The sequence below is a fragment of the Hyphomicrobium sp. genome, from assembly GCF_019744875.1.
Classification (GTDB): Bacteria; Pseudomonadota; Alphaproteobacteria; order Rhizobiales; family Hyphomicrobiaceae; genus Hyphomicrobium_C.
Map to the genome: position 1 here is coordinate 38025 of NZ_JAIETU010000004.1, position 17925 is coordinate 55949.

The 17925-nt window shown below is 65.2% G+C and carries 22 protein-coding genes; 13 read left to right on the plus strand and 9 right to left on the minus strand.

Annotated features, from left to right (window positions below; genetic code table 11):
- The first annotated feature begins 146 nt into the window (after positions 1 to 146).
- The 9 genes from K2Y42_RS09450 to K2Y42_RS09490 all read left to right on the plus strand — a co-directional run bounded on the left by K2Y42_RS09450 (position 147) and on the right by K2Y42_RS09490 (position 5741).
- Complete coding sequence (locus K2Y42_RS09450) at positions 147 to 512, plus strand: NADH-quinone oxidoreductase subunit A (protein WP_291151541.1); 366 nt, start codon at positions 147 to 149, stop codon at positions 510 to 512.
- Positions 513 to 583: 71 nt separating this feature from the next.
- Positions 584 to 1090, plus strand: coding sequence for an NADH-quinone oxidoreductase subunit B family protein (locus K2Y42_RS09455; RefSeq protein ID WP_366512378.1), 507 nt, complete (start codon positions 584 to 586; stop codon positions 1088 to 1090).
- Between the two features lie 83 nt (positions 1091 to 1173).
- Complete coding sequence (locus K2Y42_RS09460) at positions 1174 to 1770, plus strand: NADH-quinone oxidoreductase subunit C (protein WP_291151546.1); 597 nt, start codon at positions 1174 to 1176, stop codon at positions 1768 to 1770.
- Positions 1767 to 2201: a hypothetical protein gene (locus tag K2Y42_RS09465; protein ID WP_291151549.1), complete on the plus strand. Its 435-nt coding sequence runs from the start codon at positions 1767 to 1769 to the stop codon at positions 2199 to 2201. Before K2Y42_RS09460 ends, K2Y42_RS09465 begins: the two co-directional genes overlap by 4 nt.
- Positions 2198 to 2659 (plus strand): thioesterase family protein, encoded by a 462-nt coding sequence (locus tag K2Y42_RS09470; RefSeq protein ID WP_291151552.1) that lies wholly within the window; start codon positions 2198 to 2200, stop codon positions 2657 to 2659. The genes K2Y42_RS09465 and K2Y42_RS09470 overlap by 4 nt, the downstream gene beginning before the upstream one ends.
- Entirely contained in the window at positions 2656 to 3093 is a 438-nt protein-coding gene (locus tag K2Y42_RS09475; protein WP_291151553.1) for a GFA family protein, read from the plus strand. The genes K2Y42_RS09470 and K2Y42_RS09475 overlap by 4 nt, the downstream gene beginning before the upstream one ends.
- Positions 3094 to 3098: 5 nt before the next feature.
- Positions 3099 to 3530 (plus strand): GFA family protein, encoded by a 432-nt coding sequence (locus tag K2Y42_RS09480; RefSeq protein WP_291151556.1) that lies wholly within the window; start codon positions 3099 to 3101, stop codon positions 3528 to 3530.
- A gap of 8 nt (positions 3531 to 3538) precedes the next feature.
- Positions 3539 to 4729, plus strand: a complete 1191-nt coding sequence (locus K2Y42_RS09485; RefSeq protein ID WP_291151558.1) for an NADH-quinone oxidoreductase subunit D — start codon at positions 3539 to 3541, stop codon at positions 4727 to 4729.
- 145 nt (positions 4730 to 4874) lie between these two features.
- A complete protein-coding gene (locus K2Y42_RS09490) occupies positions 4875 to 5741 on the plus strand; it encodes an SH3 domain-containing protein (protein WP_291151560.1) in 867 nt (288 codons plus the stop codon).
- 13 nt (positions 5742 to 5754) lie between these two features.
- Here K2Y42_RS09490 and K2Y42_RS09495 read toward each other — a convergent pair whose 3' ends face one another.
- The gene (locus tag K2Y42_RS09495; protein ID WP_291151563.1) at positions 5755 to 6516 is read right to left on the minus strand and encodes a glycerophosphodiester phosphodiesterase family protein; all 762 of its coding nucleotides are present in this window, start codon (positions 6514 to 6516) and stop codon (positions 5755 to 5757) included.
- Between the two features lie 38 nt (positions 6517 to 6554).
- Positions 6555 to 7022 (minus strand): RidA family protein, encoded by a 468-nt coding sequence (locus K2Y42_RS09500; protein WP_291151565.1) that lies wholly within the window; start codon positions 7020 to 7022, stop codon positions 6555 to 6557.
- Between the two features lie 176 nt (positions 7023 to 7198).
- On the opposite strand from K2Y42_RS09500, the gene K2Y42_RS09505 reads away from it, so the two are divergent.
- Entirely contained in the window at positions 7199 to 8080 is an 882-nt protein-coding gene (locus K2Y42_RS09505; protein ID WP_291151568.1) for a cell envelope integrity EipB family protein, read from the plus strand.
- 16 nt (positions 8081 to 8096) lie between these two features.
- Here K2Y42_RS09505 and K2Y42_RS09510 read toward each other — a convergent pair whose 3' ends face one another.
- Positions 8097 to 9029, minus strand: coding sequence for an ROK family protein (locus K2Y42_RS09510; protein ID WP_291151570.1), 933 nt, complete (start codon positions 9027 to 9029; stop codon positions 8097 to 8099).
- Positions 9022 to 9327 carry a DUF3572 family protein gene (locus K2Y42_RS09515; protein ID WP_291151572.1) on the minus strand — a complete coding sequence of 102 codons (306 nt, stop codon included), beginning with the start codon at positions 9325 to 9327 and terminating at the stop codon, positions 9022 to 9024. Before K2Y42_RS09515 ends, K2Y42_RS09510 begins: the two co-directional genes overlap by 8 nt.
- 179 nt (positions 9328 to 9506) lie before the next feature.
- On the opposite strand from K2Y42_RS09515, the gene K2Y42_RS09520 reads away from it, so the two are divergent.
- Both K2Y42_RS09520 and K2Y42_RS09525 read left to right on the plus strand, forming a co-directional pair.
- Positions 9507 to 9914 carry a response regulator gene (locus K2Y42_RS09520; protein WP_291151575.1) on the plus strand — a complete coding sequence of 136 codons (408 nt, stop codon included), beginning with the start codon at positions 9507 to 9509 and terminating at the stop codon, positions 9912 to 9914.
- A gap of 44 nt (positions 9915 to 9958) precedes the next feature.
- Positions 9959 to 11329 carry a PleD family two-component system response regulator gene (locus K2Y42_RS09525; protein WP_291151577.1) on the plus strand — a complete coding sequence of 457 codons (1371 nt, stop codon included), beginning with the start codon at positions 9959 to 9961 and terminating at the stop codon, positions 11327 to 11329.
- Between the two features lie 623 nt (positions 11330 to 11952).
- On the opposite strand, the gene rpmG is transcribed toward K2Y42_RS09525, so the two are convergent.
- The 5 genes from rpmG to K2Y42_RS09550 all read right to left on the minus strand — a co-directional run bounded on the left by rpmG (position 11953) and on the right by K2Y42_RS09550 (position 16813).
- Entirely contained in the window at positions 11953 to 12120 is a 168-nt protein-coding gene (rpmG, locus tag K2Y42_RS09530) for a 50S ribosomal protein L33 (protein WP_291151579.1), read from the minus strand.
- A 170-nt stretch (positions 12121 to 12290) separates the two neighbouring features.
- On the minus strand, positions 12291 to 13037 hold the full coding sequence (locus K2Y42_RS09535) for an NUDIX domain-containing protein (protein ID WP_291151581.1): 747 nt from the start codon (positions 13035 to 13037) through the stop codon (positions 12291 to 12293).
- A gap of 13 nt (positions 13038 to 13050) precedes the next feature.
- Complete coding sequence (locus tag K2Y42_RS09540; protein WP_291151583.1) at positions 13051 to 13497, minus strand: DUF983 domain-containing protein; 447 nt, start codon at positions 13495 to 13497, stop codon at positions 13051 to 13053.
- Between the two features lie 87 nt (positions 13498 to 13584).
- Positions 13585 to 15900 (minus strand): ribonuclease R, encoded by a 2316-nt coding sequence (gene rnr, locus K2Y42_RS09545; RefSeq protein ID WP_291151585.1) that lies wholly within the window; start codon positions 15898 to 15900, stop codon positions 13585 to 13587.
- A 178-nt stretch (positions 15901 to 16078) separates the two neighbouring features.
- A complete protein-coding gene (locus tag K2Y42_RS09550; RefSeq protein ID WP_291151586.1) occupies positions 16079 to 16813 on the minus strand; it encodes an SDR family oxidoreductase in 735 nt (244 codons plus the stop codon).
- Between the two features lie 196 nt (positions 16814 to 17009).
- Between K2Y42_RS09550 and K2Y42_RS09555 the strand changes: the two genes are divergently transcribed.
- Positions 17010 to 17918 carry an AraC family transcriptional regulator gene (locus tag K2Y42_RS09555; protein WP_291151588.1) on the plus strand — a complete coding sequence of 303 codons (909 nt, stop codon included), beginning with the start codon at positions 17010 to 17012 and terminating at the stop codon, positions 17916 to 17918.
- Positions 17919 to 17925: the final 7 nt, after the last annotated feature.

Genomic DNA, 17925 nt, shown 5'->3' on the forward strand with positions numbered 1-17925 from the left:
GATGGGCTATGGGCAATTTTGCCTGCCTGTGATTCCCGACTAGGCCCTCAGTAGCAGTTGCGCGGAGAAGCCCCGATAGGTTAACACCAGGGCTGTGATTTTGCGGTGCGAAAGTCCTGAGTGCGGGCTGCCAAGGACGTGACTTCATGAATGACCTGCTGACCAACTACCTGCCGCTTGCGGTGTTCCTCGGCGTTGCGCTCGCCATCGGCGGCGCGCTGATGGTGGCGCCGTTCCTGATCGCCTACCGCAATCCGGATCCCGAGAAGGTTTCCGCCTACGAATGCGGCTTCAACGCCTTCGACGACGCGCGCATGAAGTTCGATGTGCGCTTCTACCTCGTGGCGATCCTGTTCATCATCTTCGACCTCGAAATCGCGTTCCTCTTTCCCTGGGCGGTGGCGTTCGGGGATGTCGGCACGTTCGGCTTCTGGTCGATGATGCTGTTCCTGGGCGTGCTCACGGTGGGCTTCATCTACGAATGGAAGACGGGAGCTCTCGAATGGGATTGATCGTTCCGCCGGAGTTCACGTTCGACAAGGTCAGGGAAGGTGCGGGGGCAAGTGCCGCGCGCGCCAAGCCCATCGTTCGGCCCGACGATCCGTTCTTCACGGATCTTTCGAACGAGCTTGGCGACAAAGGCTTCCTCGTCACCTCGACCGACGAACTGATCAACTGGGCGCGCACCGGCTCGCTCATGTGGATGACGTTCGGGCTTGCGTGCTGCGCCGTCGAGATGATGCAGGCGTCGATGCCGCGCTACGATCTCGAGCGCTTCGGATTTGCGCCGCGCGCTTCGCCCCGCCAATCGGACGTGATGATTGTCGCCGGCACGCTGACCAACAAGATGGCCCCCGCGCTGCGCAAGGTCTACGACCAAATGCCGGAGCCGCGTTACGTGATCTCGATGGGAAGCTGCGCCAACGGCGGCGGCTACTATCACTATTCCTACGCCGTCGTGCGCGGCTGCGACCGCATCGTGCCGGTGGACGTCTACGTGCCCGGCTGCCCGCCGACGGCCGAAGCGCTCGTCTACGGTGTGCTGCTGCTGCAGCGCAAGATCCGGCGCACGGGTACGATTGAGAGATAAATCGTGGCAGCCGGCAACGGGCAGCCGGCAGCAGTTGAGACGCGACGCGGTTGCCCGCTGCCTGCTGCCTTGGGACCAAACGCATGCTGACCGAACTTGAAGCGCACGTTACGTCAAAGCTGGGGGCCGCCGTTCTCGACAAGCGGATCGCCGTCGGTGAATTGACGGTGACGGTTCCAGCAGCTGACATCGTGCAGGTTCTGACGACTCTGCGCGACGACCGGAGCTGCCAGTTCGTGGTGCTCATCGACATCTGCGGTGTGGACTGGCCGTCGCGCGCGATGCGCTTCGACGTCGTCTATCACCTGCTGTCGCCGCGCCTCAACCAGCGCATCCGCATCAAGGTGCATGCCGACGACGAGACGCCGGTGCCGAGCGTGATCGGCGTTTATCCGGCGGCGAACTGGTATGAGCGCGAAGCCTTCGACATGTACGGCATCCTGTTCTCCGGCCATCCCGATCTCCGGCGCCTGCTGACCGACTACGGCTTCCAGGGCTATCCGCTGCGCAAGGATTTCCCGCTCACAGGCTATGTCGAGGTGCGGTACGACGACGAGGCCAAGCGGGTGGTGTATGAACCCGTCAAGCTGGTGCAGGAATTCCGCTCGTTCGATTTCGAAAGCCCGTGGGAAGGATCGCCGTACGCGTTGCCGGGCGATGAAAAGGCCGGGCTGTCATGACACTCGCGGGCGAGTGGCTTGCGCAGGTTCGCGACAACGCGGCTTTCGCGATCCGCGGGTTCAGCGAGGTCAGCGGCACGGAGTTCACGCTCGACCGGGAGTCGGTGGCGTGGGTCGAGGGGTTCATCGAGCGCATGCGGGTTCGCTACGGAGATGAGGGCGCGCCGAGTGGCGTCGTGTCCGTAATCGGCAGCTACCTCGGCGAAGCCATCATCGCGAAGACCGGCGGGGAATGGCGGAGCGACGACGCAGGCGTTGGCGTCGCGTTCGCAAACGGCGATATGGCCTATCCGTTCGCCAAGGTGAGCAAGCAATTCGACCAGGGGCTCGCGGCCGGCGAGTCGATCCTCAGCTTCTACGACGTCTGCGTGGATTTCATCGCGACCGGAAAGCTCGCCGAGCAGGCGCGCAGCAACGGCGGGGCGTCATGAAGGATACGCTCAAAGTCGGCGACCGGTCGCGGCTCGAGTTCACGGTTCCGGCGAGCAAGACCGTGCCGAACCTCTACCCGGAATCGCCCGACTTCCAGGCGATGCCAGCTGTGTTCGCCACGGGCTTCATGGTTGGGCTGATGGAATGGGGATGCCTGGAGGTCTTGAAGCCGCATCTCGAAGCGGGTGAAGGCTCGCTCGGCATTCACGTCAACGTCTCGCACAGTGCGGCGACCGTTCCCGGCCAGACCGTGACCGTCGATTGCGAGTGCACGGCCGTCAACGGCCGACGCGTCTCGTTCAAGGTCGTTGCGCATGACGGCATCGAGGCGATCGGGTCCGGCACGCACGATCGCATGGTTGTGCCGTGGAAGCGGTTCGTCGGGCTCGTCAACGCCAAGGCCGCGCGCGCGGGCGCGGCGGAGATCGCGGTTCCCGGGCAGGGAGGGCAGGCATGACGTCAGAGCCTTCATCAACCGTGACGGGACATTGCCTCTGCGGCGCGGTCAGCTACCAGGTCGAAACGCAAAAGAAGGACGCTGACGTCTGCCATTGCGGCATGTGCCGGCGGTGGTCGGCGGGGCCCTACATCGCGTTCGGCCACAACGGGCCGGTGGCGTTCAGCGGGGCTGAGAACATCGGCGTCTACAAGTCGTCCGAGTGGGCGGAGCGCGCGTTCTGCAAGGTGTGCGGCAGTCCGCTCTACTATCATCTGCTCGGAAGTGAGTTCTATGCGCTGTCGGCCGGCACGCTCGACGACCAGGCGCGCCTCAGCCTCTCCAAACAGATCTTCATCGACGAAAAGCCAGACTACTATGAGTTCGCGAACGACACGCCGAAACTGACCGGCGAGGAGTTCATTGCGGCGTTCCAGGCCGAGGGGACGGAGTAACGAGGATGGCAGGCGAGCACGATGTTTCCGGAGGGTGCCTCTGCGGCGCGGTGCGGTTCACGGCGGCGCTGACGTCGCACGACGTGGCTGTGTGCCATTGCGGCATGTGCCGGCGCTGGACGGGCGGGCCGCTGATGTACGTCGAGGTCGCGGGCGTGCCGGCGTTCGAGGGGCGCGAGGCCATCGGCGTCTACCGCTCTTCGGACGTGGGGGAGCGCGGTTTCTGCGCGCGCTGCGGCTCGATACTGTTCTGGAAGGTGGCGGGCGAGGATCGCTATACGTTCGCCGCCGGCGCGCTCGACGATCCGTCCAAGCTGGTGCTCACGAAGGAGATCTTCGTCGAGGACAAGCCCGGGTTCTATGACTTCGCGAATGCAACCGAGAAGCAGGCCGGCGCCGAGGCGATGGCGGGCTATATCGGCGACAAACCCAACTGAGATGCACAATGGCTGAGACAGAGATACGTCCGTTCAACATCAACTTCGGTCCGCAGCATCCGGCCGCGCATGGCGTGCTGCGGCTCGTGCTCGAACTCGACGGCGAAGTGGTGGAGCGTGTCGATCCGCATGTCGGGCTGCTGCACCGGGGCACCGAGAAGCTGATCGAGGCCAAGACCTACCTGCAGGCCATCGGCTATTTCGACCGTCTCGACTATGTCGCGCCGATGAACCAGGAGCATGCGTTCTGCCTCGCGGCGGAGCGGCTGCTCGGTATCGTTGTGCCGCGCCGCGCGCAGCTTATTCGCGTGCTCTATTCCGAGATCGGGCGCCATCTCTCGCATCTTCTCAACGTGACCACGCAGGCTATGGACGTGGGCGCGCTGACGCCGCCGCTGTGGGGCTTCGAAGAGCGCGAGAAGCTGATGGTGTTCTACGAGCGCGCGTCGGGCAGCCGCATGCACGCCAAGTATTTCCGCATCGGCGGCGTGCACCAGGATCTGCCTCCCAAGCTCGTCGAAGACATCTACGCGTGGTGCGATCCGTTCCACAAAGTTCTCGACGACATCGACGGTCTCCTGACGGAGAACCGCATCTTCAAGCAGCGCAACGTCGACATTGGCGTCGTGAGCCTCGAGGACGCGTTCGCGTGGGGCTTCTCGGGCGTGATGGTGCGCGGCTCGGGCGCGGCGTGGGACTTGAGAAAGTCGCAGCCCTACGAGTGCTATTCGGAACTCGATTTCGACATTCCGATCGGCAAGAACGGCGACTGCTACGACCGCTACCTGATCCGCATGCTTGAGATGCGCGAAAGCATCAAGATCATGAAGCAGTGCTGCGAAAAGCTGATGAGCGCGGACGGCGGAGGCCCGGTGACGGCGGCCGCATCCAAGGTCGTGCCCCCGCGTCGCGGCGAGATGAAGCGTTCGATGGAAGCGCTGATCCATCACTTCAAGCTCTACACCGAGGGCTTCCACGTGCCGGCAGGCGAGGTATACGCCGCGGTCGAGGCGCCGAAGGGCGAATTCGGCGTCTACCTGGTGGCGGATGGCTCCAACAAGCCATATCGCTGCAAGATCCGCGCGCCGGGCTTTCCGCACCTCGCCGCCATGGATTTCCTCAACAAGGGCCACATGCTGGCTGACGTCTCGGCGATCCTTGGGTCGCTCGACATCGTGTTCGGCGAGATCGACCGGTAGGGCTTCGAACCGGCCCCTGGCGAGCTGGACGACGTGATTGGCTCAGTTTCCGGCGGCCGTCAGCAAACTGATCTCTTGCCCGCGTTCGGTGTTTGCCCGAAGGTGTCTTGCCGTTCCGGCATGGCCTTGTGGGGAATCCAATCCAATGACGTCGACGATCTCCGGTCTCGTAGTGCGGGCCGGTCTGTGTTTCGCCGTACTGTGCGCGCCGTCATTCGATGTCCGCGAGCCAATGTCGTGGCCCCATGGCGCGGCCTTCGCGCAGGCGCCAAATGCTTCCGAAAAGTCTGGCACGTCGGAGAAGGAGGCCTTCGAAGCGGCCAAGGAGCTCGGCACCGTCGAAGCCTGGGACGCGTTCCTGTCGAATTTTCCGACCGGCTTTCATGCCGATCTGGCGCGCGCCTACGTGAAAAAACTAGGCGAAGCGAAGCCCGCACCGGCGGCGGCGCCCGCTGCTGCATACGACGATTTTCCGGTGGTGGCGGGATCGTGGGGCGGCATCGTGCGCGACAAGCCCGGCAAACAGTATCGGCAAATCGACAGTCTCGAAGAGGGCGAAGAGATTACGCTGATGGGTCGCTCCAACGTGATGGAGGACGGCTACCCCTGGTTCAAGATCGCCTATCGCGACGGAAAAATCGGCTTCAAATGGGGCGGCATTCTCTGCGCTGTCGGAGTTGAGCGAGCGGACGTTTACAAGGTTTGTCCGACGCCTCTCAAGCGTCACGTGGAGCAGCCCCGGCGTGAAGAGCCGAAGCGCGAAGAACCGAAGAAGGCCGCACAGGGGTGCGCAAAGGGGCGCGTGAAGGTCGACGGCCGGTGTGTGCTCAAGCAGGACGCCGCGACGCACTGCGGTCCTGGGTTCCGCCTGCAGGGCAACAAATGCGTGGCCGGTTACAAGCCGCCGAAGCCGCAGGAGAAGCTGCCCTCGTGGCAGATCGAGGCGATCAAGAAGGGCTGCCCCAAAGGCATGGGCTGGAACGCGCAGGAAGGTTGCCACGAGAACGATTGAGAGCGCTGCGCGCCTAGGGCTCGTAGCCTTCGAAGATGGGGGCGTCGGCGTGTTCGGTGGCGGCGCGGCGGTCGGCCTCAGTTCGCACGGTCCAGGTGAACAGCGGCAGGCGAAGCTCGTTCCGGATGCGCTGGGCGACGGGCGAGGGGAGCCCGCGCACGTCGTAGGCATAGAAGTACGGATCCGCCAGTGTGCTCTCTGCGATGTTTGCGAGGGCCGTTCGGCGGGCGTCCGTGAGCTTGTCCGGATACCAGGGCTTGCCATCTGGATAATGGTAGGTGCCCGTGACGATGCCGCGGGGGACGCCGGGCGCGAGCCGGCGCATCTCGGCCATAACGTCCGGATCGAACGACATCAGCGCCAGCGGACCCGTGTAAGCCGTCGCGAGATTGGCGATCGCCACCAGGAAGGCGGGCGAGGGGCTATCCCACTCGCTTTTGATCTCGGCCAGCAGGGGCACGCGTCCGGCTACGAGCGCCAGTAAGTCCGCAAACGTCAGGATGCCGGTGAGGCGCGCACCCTTGAAGGGAAGCTTGGCCGCACAGCCGGGCGCGAGGCTCGTGATGAGCCCGGTGCCGGAGGTGAGGCGATCAAGCTCCAGATCGTGAAAGACGAGCGGAGTGCCGTCTGCCGCGGGGCGCAGATCGCATTCAATGCCATAGCCTTTCGCGATCGCGGCTTCGAATGCGGGCGCCGTGTTCTCGACGATGCCTTTTGCGGCGTCGTGCAGCCCGCGATGGGCGATAGGGCGCAGGAACTTGCCGCGATCGAGCATGCCGGATGATCCCGCGTTGAAGTGGCTCGCGCGCCGTCTTATCCAGCGATGGCGATGATGGCGTCGATCTCGACGGCGGAGGCCATCGGCAGGCTCGCGACGCCGACCGCGGCGCGTGTGTGGCGGCCCTTGTCGCCCAGCACCTCGACCATCAGGTCGGAGGCGCCGTTGACGACCTTCGGGTGGTCGGCGAAGTCGGCCGTTGCCGCGACGAAGCCGGTGAGGCGCATGACCTGCGCGACGCGGTCGAGGTCGCCGAGCGCGGCCTTGGCTTGGGCCAGGATGTTGAGCGCGCAGAGGCGGGCGGCTGCCTGCCCGGCCTCTACCGTCACGTCGCGGCCGAGAAGGCCGGTCACGATCGTGCCGTCGGCCGCCTTCGAAATCTGGCCGGAAATGAAGAGCAGGTTGCCCGAAACCGCATAGGGGACGTAGTTGGCGACCGGATTGGGGGCCGGGGGAAGGGTCAGGCCAAGCTGGGCGAGGCGGGCCTCGATGGTTCCGGTCATGTTCGGGGTCTCTCTGGTCGTTGGGCGATATGGGGTCGTTGAGGCGATAGTGTGCTGTGCGTCCTTTTCTTGTTAACGCGTCGAACGCACTTTGCAACGGCCTGACAGTACCCTAGATTCCGCTCAGAGGGCGCGGCGTTGCCGCATTTGGGGCCCAAGGTAACAGGATGACTGGAATGCGGAATGCCGCCCGGAACCGGGCTCTCGGATGTGTGGTCGCGGCGTTGGCGGCGGTCTTGACGGGCGCGGTCTCGTTCGCCGTGACGGAGGGGCACGCGGCTCCTCAGCTCAAGGATGTCGTGTTCGCGCCGCACCGGGCAGTCTACGAGCTGTCGCTCGACAGCACGCGCTCGGGATCGAGCGTGACGGGCGTCAACGGCCGGATCGTCTATGAGCTGTCCGGCAATGCGTGCGAAGGCTACGCGCAGAGCATGCGGTTCGTGACGCAGACGGTCAATCAGGACGGCAACCTGCAAACGACGGACCTGCGCACATCGAGCTGGGAAGAGGTTCCGGCCAAGCGGCTGCGCTTCTCCACCAGCACGTACCAGAACGAAATCCAGGCGGAGCAGACGCAGGGCGTGGCGCGGCGCACGGCTGCGACCGGCACGGCGACTGTCGATCTCGTGCGCCCCAGCACGCGGCAGGTGAAGCTCGCGGGCGATGTTTATTTCCCGATCCAGCATTCGATGGCGATCATTCGGGCCGCGCGCGCGGGGCAGACCATCCTGGCCGCCGATCTCTTCGACGGCTCGGAGAGCGGCGACAAGATCTTCTCCACGTCGACGGCGATCGGGCGCGAAAGCAAAGGGCCGATCGTGTCGCTGGCCAAGGGCACGAACCTCGACCAGGTGCCGTCGTGGCCGATCTCGGTGAGCTATTTCCCGACGACGCCCGAGCCCGGCGATACGCTGCCGCTCTACGAGATGAGCTACCGGTTTCACGACAATGGCGTCACCAGCAGCTTGCGCATCAACCACGGCGACTTCGCCATCCGCGGCGAGCTGAAAGAGCTCAAGTACTTCGAGGCGTCGCCCTGCAAGGCGCCGACGCCTTAGGCTTCCGAAGCGCTTCTCACGTGTTCCACAGCCAGGCGGCGCCGCGGACGCCGCTGGCGTCGCCCCATTTCGGCGGGCGGATGTCGAGTGCCGCGACGTCGGAAAATACATACGGCGCGGCGAGCTTCGGCAGCACCTCGTAGAGATGGGGCAGCTTCGAGAGGCCGCCGCCGAGCACGATCACATCCGGATCGATGACGTTGACGATGTGGGCGAGGCCGCGTGCGAGGCGCGAGGCATGGCGGTCCAGGCTGGTTCGCGCGGCAGGCTCGCCAAGATGAGCGCGCTCGACGATCTCGTGGCCTGAGACCAGCTCGCCCGTGCGGCGGCGGTAGTCGGCCGACAGGCCCGTGCCGGACGCCCAGATCTCCATGCAGCCGTTGCGGCCGCACCAGCAGGGAGCCCCCGGGTGCTCGTCCGCATCCGCCCAGGGCAGGGGATTGTGGCCCCATTCACCGCCGATGCCGCGTGCGCCTTCGAGAACCTTTCCGTCGATGACGATGCCGCCGCCGCAGCCCGTGCCGACGATGACGCCGAACACCGAGCGCGCGCCCGCAGCGGCGCCGTCGACGGCTTCCGAGAGCGCAAAGCAGTTGGCGTCGTTGGCCATGCGCACCGGGCGGCCGAGGGCGGCCTCGAGGTCCTGGCGCAGCGGACGGCCGTTGAGCCAGGTGGAATTGGCGTTGCGGACGAGGCCGGTCGAGGGGGACAGCGAGCCTGGCATGGCGATGCCGACCGTGGCGTCGCCGCCCGCGTCGCCCATCAACGCTCCGATGATGTCGGTGAGGGCACGCACGCTGGCGTCGTAGTCGCCCTGGGGGGCCAGGATGCGCCGGCGCGCGATTTCCTCTCCGCCCGGCGAGAGGACGCGCCCCTCGATCTTGGTGCCGCCGAGGTCGATGCCGAGGCGGGATGTGCCTGCCGCCGGCGGAGGCTCGCGGTCAGTCATGCACCGCCTCGCTTCCAAGCTCACGCGCCAGCGCCGCGCGGGCGGGCGCGATCTGGTCCGGGGAAATGCCTTTCGAGGCGGCGAACACCAGGAGGAGGGATTCGTCCGTCAAGAGATGATCCAGCACGGCGAGCAGGGTGTCGTTCGCGCCTGCCGCCTCGCGCAGGTGGTCCGGGCCGATGCCCGTCAGGGACAAAAAGCGCACGAGGCGGGGGGCGTCTTCAGCCAGGAACGCCAGGCCGGACAAGGCCAGAGCCGCCGCATTTTCCGCGGTCGGTTTGGGTGCGGGTTTTGCCATCGGCATTTCTCCGTTTTGCGTGTCCGGACGGGCACTTGGGACACGTTTGATCCTCATTACGCATGTTTCAACAGTTGCTTAAGCTAAAGCGGGCACACTGCCGCTCGAGGGCCCGCAGAATCGGTGCAGTTTCGCAGCGGGAGCAAAGATCTTCGACGATGACCTATCAGGAGACCAGAATGGCCGTCGAGGCCCCGACGCAGGGCGCTGCCCGCGCGGCTAAAACCGTGCTGATCGTCGAGGACAATGAGCTCAATATGAAGCTCTTCCACGACCTGCTCGACGCTTATGGCTACCTGACGGTTCAAACGCGCAATGGGCTCGACGCGCTGACGCTCGCCCGGGTGCATCGGCCCGATCTCATTCTCATGGACATCCAGCTACCGGAGGTTTCGGGGCTCGAGGTGACCAAGTGGCTCAAGGAAGACGAGGACCTTCGCGACATACCGGTCGTGGCGGTCACAGCCTTCGCCATGAAAGGCGATGAGGAGCGGATTCGTTCCGGTGGCTGCGAGGCTTATGTGTCGAAACCGATTTCAGTCGCAGTATTTCTCGAAACTGTCCGGCGTTTTGTGGGGGATGCCTGAACGGCGTGCCGTTTGTTTGCGTGCGTTCCGGTGTGTGAGTCAGCATGACTGCTAGAGTTCTTATCGTCGACGATATTCTGGCCAACGTGCGCCTTCTGCAGGCCCGGCTGGAATCCGAGTATTTCGATGTCGTCACGGCCACCAACGGGTTGGACGCGCTGGCCATCTGCGAGCGCGAACGTGTCGATGTCGTGTTGCTCGACGTGATGATGCCCGGCATGGACGGCTTCGAAGTCTGCCGCCGTCTCAAGGCTTCGACGCAAACGCTGCATATCCCCGTCGTGATGGTGACCGCGCTCGACCAGGCCGCGGACAAGATCCAGGGTCTCGACAGCGGCGCCGACGATTTCCTCACCAAGCCCGTCGACGACATCGCGCTCGTCACGCGTGTGAAAAGCCTCGCGCGCCTCAAGATGCTCAACGACGAGATGCTGATGCGCGTCTCGACGAGCCGGCAAATGGGCCTTTCGGACGAAGAAACGGTGGCCCGCATCCTGGGCGACCGGCCCGGGCGCGTGCTCGTGGTGGACGATCACCCGCGCTCGTCCTCGCGCGTCATGAGTGCGCTGGCCAAGGTGCACGAGGCCTACATCGAGCCGGATCCGCAGGTTGCACTGATGCATCTGGCGGAGCAGCCGTTCGACCTCGTCGTCGTGGCGCTGCGGATGGAAAATTCGGACGGGCTGCGGTTCTGCTCGCAAGTGCGCTCGCTCGACCGGACGCGCCATCTGCCTATCCTGATGATGGTGGACACGGGCGACGAAGCCCGCCTGCTGCGCGGCCTCGACATGGGCGTCAACGACTACCTGATGCGTCCGGTGGAACGGCACGAGCTGCTCGCGCGCGTGCGGACGCAGATCCGGCGCAAGCGCTTCTCGGATTACCTGCGCAACCAGATCCGCGAAAGCGTGGAGCTGTCGATCACGGACCCTCTGACGGGGCTGCACAACCGCCGCTACATGGAACGGCACCTCAAGACGCTGATCGCGGACGCCAAGCGGTCGGGCCGGTCGCTGTCGGTGCTGATCGCGGACATCGACCACTTCAAGGCCGTCAACGACACCTACGGCCACGACGCGGGCGACACGGTGCTCAAGGAGTTCTCGGATCGCTTCCGGCGCTACACGCGCGGCGTGGATCTGGCCTGCCGGCTCGGCGGCGAAGAGTTTCTGATCATCATGCCGGACACCGACAAGGGGCTGGCCTGGCAGGTTGGGGAACGCGTGCGCGAATGTGTCGCATCTCAGGGCTTCCGGATCGCGCCGGGCCAAGAGATATCGGTCACTGCGAGTGTGGGTCTTGCAACCTGGGAAGGTGAGCACGACACGTCCGAAGCGCTCTTCAAGCGGGCCGACAACGCGCTCTATGCCGCCAAGCGGCGCGGGCGCAACCAGGTGGTTGCCGACGCGGCGTAACGCGTCCTCTGGTTATAAGTCATTTATAGGATTTAGGAATCTGCGCCGTCTCGCGCGGATTGGCCGGGCTGTCGGGACAAGCGTGCAGAAAAGCGCTCGAGTCATTTCGCGTTGAAATCGCCGGAGATTGCCCGTCGGCGCACGAATCGAAGATTTGTGCCTGCCACGCTATGGTCAAGCTCTAAACTTGCAATCCTCTAAGTGTTCTGCCAGACTTACCTTGAACGGAGGGGATTTCAATCTTTGCCCGGAACGTGATCGGCTGCGGATCTGCCAAGGCGTGATCGTGTGGGCAATCGGTTCCCGCGGCCCGTTGGGTCCGCCGCATCTCCTGATGGAGCGGGAAATTGTAGTGGGTCGGCTACGGCTTGGAGTTACCTCCGATAGTTTACCGTTACCTACCGCTACGACACCAGGTGGAACGTCAACGCCCTCTTTGACCCCATCTGGTCACTAGGCCAGGGTCCGTGGCTAACCTCGGAAATGCTTACCCCGCTGCCGAGAGCGGTTACGGACCCTGGTTGAGCCCTTCCAGCACCACAATTTCCGATAGGGTTAGTCGCGAGAGGCGGCCGCGCATGTTGGCGGCCCGGGCAGCGGCTGCGCGAGCGCAGCCCCGACACCTACTTGATCTTGGTTTCCTTGAACTCGACGTGCTTGCGGACGACAGGGTCGTAGCGCTTGAACACGAGCTTTTCCGTCGACGTGCGCGGGTTCTTCTTGGTGACATAGAAGAAGCCAGTCCCGGCGGACGAGAGCAGCTTGATCTTCTGGGTAATCTGCTTGGCCATTGGTCTTCAGACCTCGAAAGTGGAATAATTCTCGAATTCGGATTGGGCACCATACTGACCGCGCTTTCGGTGTCAAGCTGGAGATCGGCGACACGCGCGCACGGGCGGGTTGGCGTGTCCTCAGCGTTGCGCGGGGCCGGGACCTCGGCCTACGCCGCCTAAGCACGTGATCAGCGCGGCTGAAGAGTGCGGTGAAAAACACCGTTGCGGTGGGCGTACTGCGGCACGGCCTCAGCGCGCCGCTCCGCCTCCGTTGCGGCCATGAAGCGGGTGATGTCCTCCAGCACGACACGCGTGATGGAGGGCAGCTTCAGGGCTTTCGCGTCGGATACGGTGTACCAGCCGATGTCGAGGAGCTCTCCGTCGTTCGTCTCCGCGCGATGGGCAATGCGGGCCGCATCGACGAGGAAAAAGCGCGTGTCGAAGCGGCGCGGGCGCGCGGGCGGGGTGATGGCGCGGGCGAAGTAGGTCAGGTGGTCGAGGCACGGGCCGAAGCCGGTCTCGTGGAACGTATCCCAGCCGCCTGCCAATCGTGCGGGCTCTTTCGTATGGGCGGTGCCGATCACGACGCCCGTTTCCTCGAACGTTTCACGGACGGCCGCGAGGGCCAGTGCGGCGGCGCGCGCATCGGACGGAGTGCCGCGCAGGGACGCCTGCACGGTGGCGCTCTCGGTGCTGGGAAGGCGGACGTGGCGCGACAGGGTGCGGTCGCCGGGTTCGACGCGTCCTCCCGGAAAGACATACGTGTCGGGCAGGAAGACCTGGTCCGGGCGGCGCCGTCCCATCAGCATGCGCGGCGCGGGGGCGCTCCAATCCACCACGATGAGCGTTGCGGCGTCGCGCGGGCGCAGGCGCTTGGCTGGCGCGCGCGACGGCGTGGCGGCCTCGTTACGGGCTGGTTTCTGCGGAGGGCTCATGAAAGCGGACGGGTCACGTCTTCATGCTCACGTCGGGCTCGGTCGTCTCGTCGTCGGTCTCGCCGCCGAAGCCGTGCATGCGCAGTGCCCACTGGAGGCCGACGAGCGCGCCCTTGACGCGCGGCAGGAGCCAGAGACTGAGGATCACAGTCAAGGGAAGCCAGAGCGCGAGATGCACCCAGCTCGGCGGGGCATAGGCCTTTTCAAGCACCAGCACGCCCGCGATGACGACGTGCCCGACGATGACCATGGTGAAGTAGGGCGGCGCGTCGTCGGCGCGCTGGTGGTGCAGGTCCTCGCCGCAGTGCGGGCAGGTGTCGACGACCTTGAGATAGGCGCGAAACAGCTTGCCTTCGCCGCAGGCGGGGCAGCGCTGGCGCCAGCCGCGCAGCATGGCGTCGGCGACGGAGCGTCTCGGCTCTGCCGGGGCGGGTGATGGTGCCTTGAACTCGATCGTCATGGTGAACGGTCCTCTCGAAGGCGCCAGTCTAGCGCCGCGTGTGGCCTGCTCAACGGTGCAAATCGCCCCGCGGCCATCGCGCCATGCTCACCTGCGCCGGCCGCGGCGCTGCTGGAAGCGGCGCGCGCCCTTGATCTGGGCGAATGCGCTCTTCTTGCCGGGTGTCAGCATCTCGAAGCGGACGGCGCCGGCGGATGGAATGACTTCCACGAGGCGGACCGTGACCGGATCGCCGAGCTGGTAGGTTTCGCCGCTGCGATTGCCGACCAGCGCGTGCGCCTCTTCGACATAGTTGAAGAAGTCCTGGCCCAGCGTCGACACCGGGACGAAGCCGTCGGCGCCGGTGTCCTTGAGCTTCACGAACAGGCCCGAGCGCGTGACGCCCGCGATGCGCCCCTCGAACGAGGCATCGACGCGATCGGCAAGATGAGCGGCGATGAGGCGGTCGATCGTCTCGCGCTCAGCGGCCATGGCGCGGCGCTCGGCATCGGATATGTCTTTCGCGACATCGACGAGGCGCGTGGCCTCTTCGTCCGTCAAGCCATCGGGGCCGAACTTCATGGCGCGGATCAGAGCGCGGTGGACGATGAGGTCGGCGTAACGGCGGATGGGCGACGTGAAGTGGGCGTACTTCGCGAGATTGAGGCCGAAGTGGCCGATGTTCTCGCGCGTGTATTCGGCCTGGGCCTGCGAGCGCAGGATGACCTCGTTGACAAGCTCGGGCACGGGAAGCGTCTTGGCGCGGGCGAGGATGCGATTGAATGCTTCCGGCTTCAGGCCCGTGCCCGGGGCGAGCTGGAGATCGAGCGTTTCGAGGAAATCGCGCAGGTTCTTGAGCTTCTCCTTCGAGGGCTCATCGTGCGTGCGGTAGATGAGCGGCGTCTTGGCGGCCTCGAGCGTTTCGGCGGCGGCGACGTTGGCCTGGATCATGAACTCTTCGATCAGGCGGTGGGCATCGAGGCGTTCGGGAATGATGACGCGTGCGACGCGGCCTGCGGCGTCGAGCAGGATCTTGCGCTCCGGCAGATCGAGGTCGAGGGGGCCGCGCTCGTCGCGGGCGCGCGCAAGTGCGGCGTAAGCCTGCCACAACGGGCGCAGCGCGCGCTCCATGAGGGGCGCGCACTTCTCGCTGACGTTGCCGTCGATGGCGGCCTGAGCTTCCTGGTACGAGAGCTTGGCTGCGCTTTTCATGACGCCGCGCAGGAACTCGTGGCGGCGCTTGCGGCCGTTGGCGTCGAAGATCATGCGCACGGCGAGGCAGGGGCGGTCTTCGAGCTCGCGTAGCGAGCAGAGGTCGTTCGAGATGCGCTCGGGCAGCATCGGCACGACGCGATCGGGGAAATAGACCGAGTTGCCGCGAAGCTGGGCTTCCTTGTCGAGGCGCGAGCCGGGGCGGACGTAATGGGCGACGTCGGCGATGGCGACGAGAACGACGAAACCGCCGCGATTTTTCGGATCCGTGTCGGGTTCGGCGTGGACGGCGTCGTCGTGGTCGCGCGCATCGACGGGATCGATGGTGAGCAAGGGGATGGCGCGCAGATCGGTGCGGTCTTCGACGGAGAATGGGATCAGCGCTTCGCTCTCGGCCATGACGGAGGCCGGGAAGTCGTCCGGCAGCCCGTGGGCGTGGACGGCGATGAGGCTGATCTTGCGCTGGTCGTTCGGGTTGCCGAGCGTTTCGAGAATGCGCGCTTCCGCCATCGACTGGCGATTGCGTGCGGAGAGGTCGAAGCGGACGAGATCGCCGTCCTTCGCGTCGCCCGTGTTGCCCTGGCGGACCTGCCAGGCGCGCAGCTCGCGGCGGTTGACGGGTTCGATCGTGCCGCCGCCGCCCGAACGCGAGCGGAAGATGCCGAGCAGCCGGCGCTTGTCGCGCGGCAGAATCTTGATCGGCTCGGCTTCGTAGGCGTGGCCTTCGACGTCCGGCGTTTCGAGGCGCGTGATGCGGGCCAGGATGCGGTCGCCGACGCCGAGGGCGGCTTCACGCTCCTCGCCGCGCGCGCGATGGGCGAGCACGAGCACGGAGGGCGGATCGCCGTCGGAGGATTTCCAGACGGCAGGATGGGCGATCAGGTCGCCGTCGTCGTCACGGCCGGTGATTTCGAGCACGGTAACGGGCGGCAGCTTGCCGGTTTCGTGCATCTCCTTGCGGGTGCCGGAGAGGAGGCCTTCATCGGTCATTTCGGCAAGAAGGCGCTTGAGGCCGATGCGCGCGTCGCCCTTGATGTTGAAGGCGCGGGAGATCTCGCGCTTGCCCGCCTTGCCTTCGCTTTCGCGCACGAAGGCGAGGATCTCCTCGCGGGAGGGCAGGGTGTCCTCGCGCCCGCGACGCGGCGCTGGCTTGGTGCGGAAGCCCTTTGATCCTTTGTGGGCCGATCGTTTGGCAGGCGGCTTTTTGGCCATACGTAACCCTGGAGTTCCTTCGTCGACGAGCGGGGCGCGGTGGGGCAAGACTGCCTCATGCGCGCCCTGTGGCCATCCGGCAGAGCAAGGAACACGGTTGGGCGTCCCGCGTCCACGAAATCCTGCCCGAAGGGTCGGCGCGAAGGCCGAGGGCCGGCGGCTGCCGGCCCCCGCTACTCTAGAGGGGGCTGGCCGTCGGGCGGACGACGACCTCGTTGACCTCGACGTCATCGGGCTGCGCGATGGCATAGGATACTGCGCGGGCGATGGCGTCCGGAGTCAAAGCGGCCTTGCGGAGGCCGACCAGCATGTCACGGGTTGCGGGATCGGAGATGTCATCGCCAAGCTCCGTTGCGACGACGCCGGGCGAGATCGTCGTGACACGGATGTCGGGGTTCTCCTGGCGCAGACCTTCCGAGAATGCCCACACGGCATGCTTTGTCGCGCAGTAGACCGCGGCCGTCGGCATCACCAAATGGGCGGCAATCGATGCGACGTTGACGATCTGGCCCGATCCGCGCGCCTTCATTTCAGGAAGCACGGCCGCGACACCGTAGAGCACGCCGCGGATGTTGACGTCGATCATGCGCTCCCATTCGTCGATTTTCATCGCCGAAACCGGCGCGAGCGGCATGACGCCCGAATTGTTGACGATGACGTCGACGCGTCCGAACGCCTCGCGGGCAAAGTCTGCGAACGCCTGTACCTGCGCGAGGCTCGTGACGTCGACTGTCTTGGCCTTCGCTGTGCCGCCCTTGGCGGTGATGTCCGCGACGAGCTTGTCCAGCCGGTCTGTGCGCCGTGCGCCGACCACGACCTTGGCGCCCTGTTCGGCCAGAAGGCGGGCGGTGGCCTCGCCGATGCCGCTCGATGCGCCCGTCACGAGGACGACCTTGTCCTTGATACCACTCATGATCACTCTCCATTTGGGGTTATCGCGGCGTGTGCCGCCGGTGAGGAGAAGATGAGGTCGAAGGGCCGAAATCCGATAGACAGATCCTCCGAACGTCTTGCACGATCCTCCGCCTGAGCGTGACAGCGCTGGCGAGTTTGTTGGCCAAGGGGTAGTGTAGGATGCGAAAATTCGAACGATAGCAGGGGCGTAAGCCATGGCGGAGATCGCAGAGCTTGCTGCGTTGATTGAACGATTTACCGACGGAGACGGCGCGCACGCCACGGCCATCCCGCACCTTTTCCTGCATCGGCTGTCTGAGTCTGCGGTGCAAATGCACGCTGTCTACGAGCCCGCGTTCTGCATCATCGCGCAGGGTAGCAAGCGGGTGCTGGCCGGCGATCAAGTCTATGTCTACGATCCCGCCAACTATCTGATCGTTTCGGTCGACGTACCGATTGTCGCCAGCATTACGGACGCCAGCGCGTCCAAGCCCTTTCTCGGCCTGCGCCTCGACCTCGACAGCGCTGCGATCGGCGCGCTCATGATGGAAAGCGACGTGAAGCGGGCCGCGACCGCGCCGCCGAGCTCGGCGCTCGGTGTCAGTGATCTCTCGGGCGAAATCGTCGATGCCGCGATACGCTTGCTGCGGCTTCTGGAAACACCGCGCGACATTCCGATCCTGGCGCCGCTGGCCATGCGTGAAATTCTTTATCGCCTGTTGCGCGGTGATCAGACTTCGCGACTCTCCGAGATCGCCTTCGCGGAGAGCAAGCTTCAGCAGGTGAATCGTGCCATCCGGTGGATCAAACGCACTTACCGCGAGCCGTTCCGCATCGAGGATCTGACAGGGGCCGCGGGCATGAGCGCATCCGCTCTGCATCAGCATTTCAAGACGGTGACGGGGATGAGCCCCCTTCAATATCAGAAGCAGCTTCGTCTGCAGGAAGCGCGCAATCTGATCGTCACGCAGAGTCTCGATGCGGCCAACGCGGGGCACGCGGTCGGCTACGACAGTCCATCGCAATTCAGCCGAGAGTATCGGCGCCTGTTCGGCGCGCCGCCGCTCCGCGATGCGGAGCGACTGCGGGGCATCATCGAGGACGGGCAGCGGTTGCCGACTTAGGCGTCGC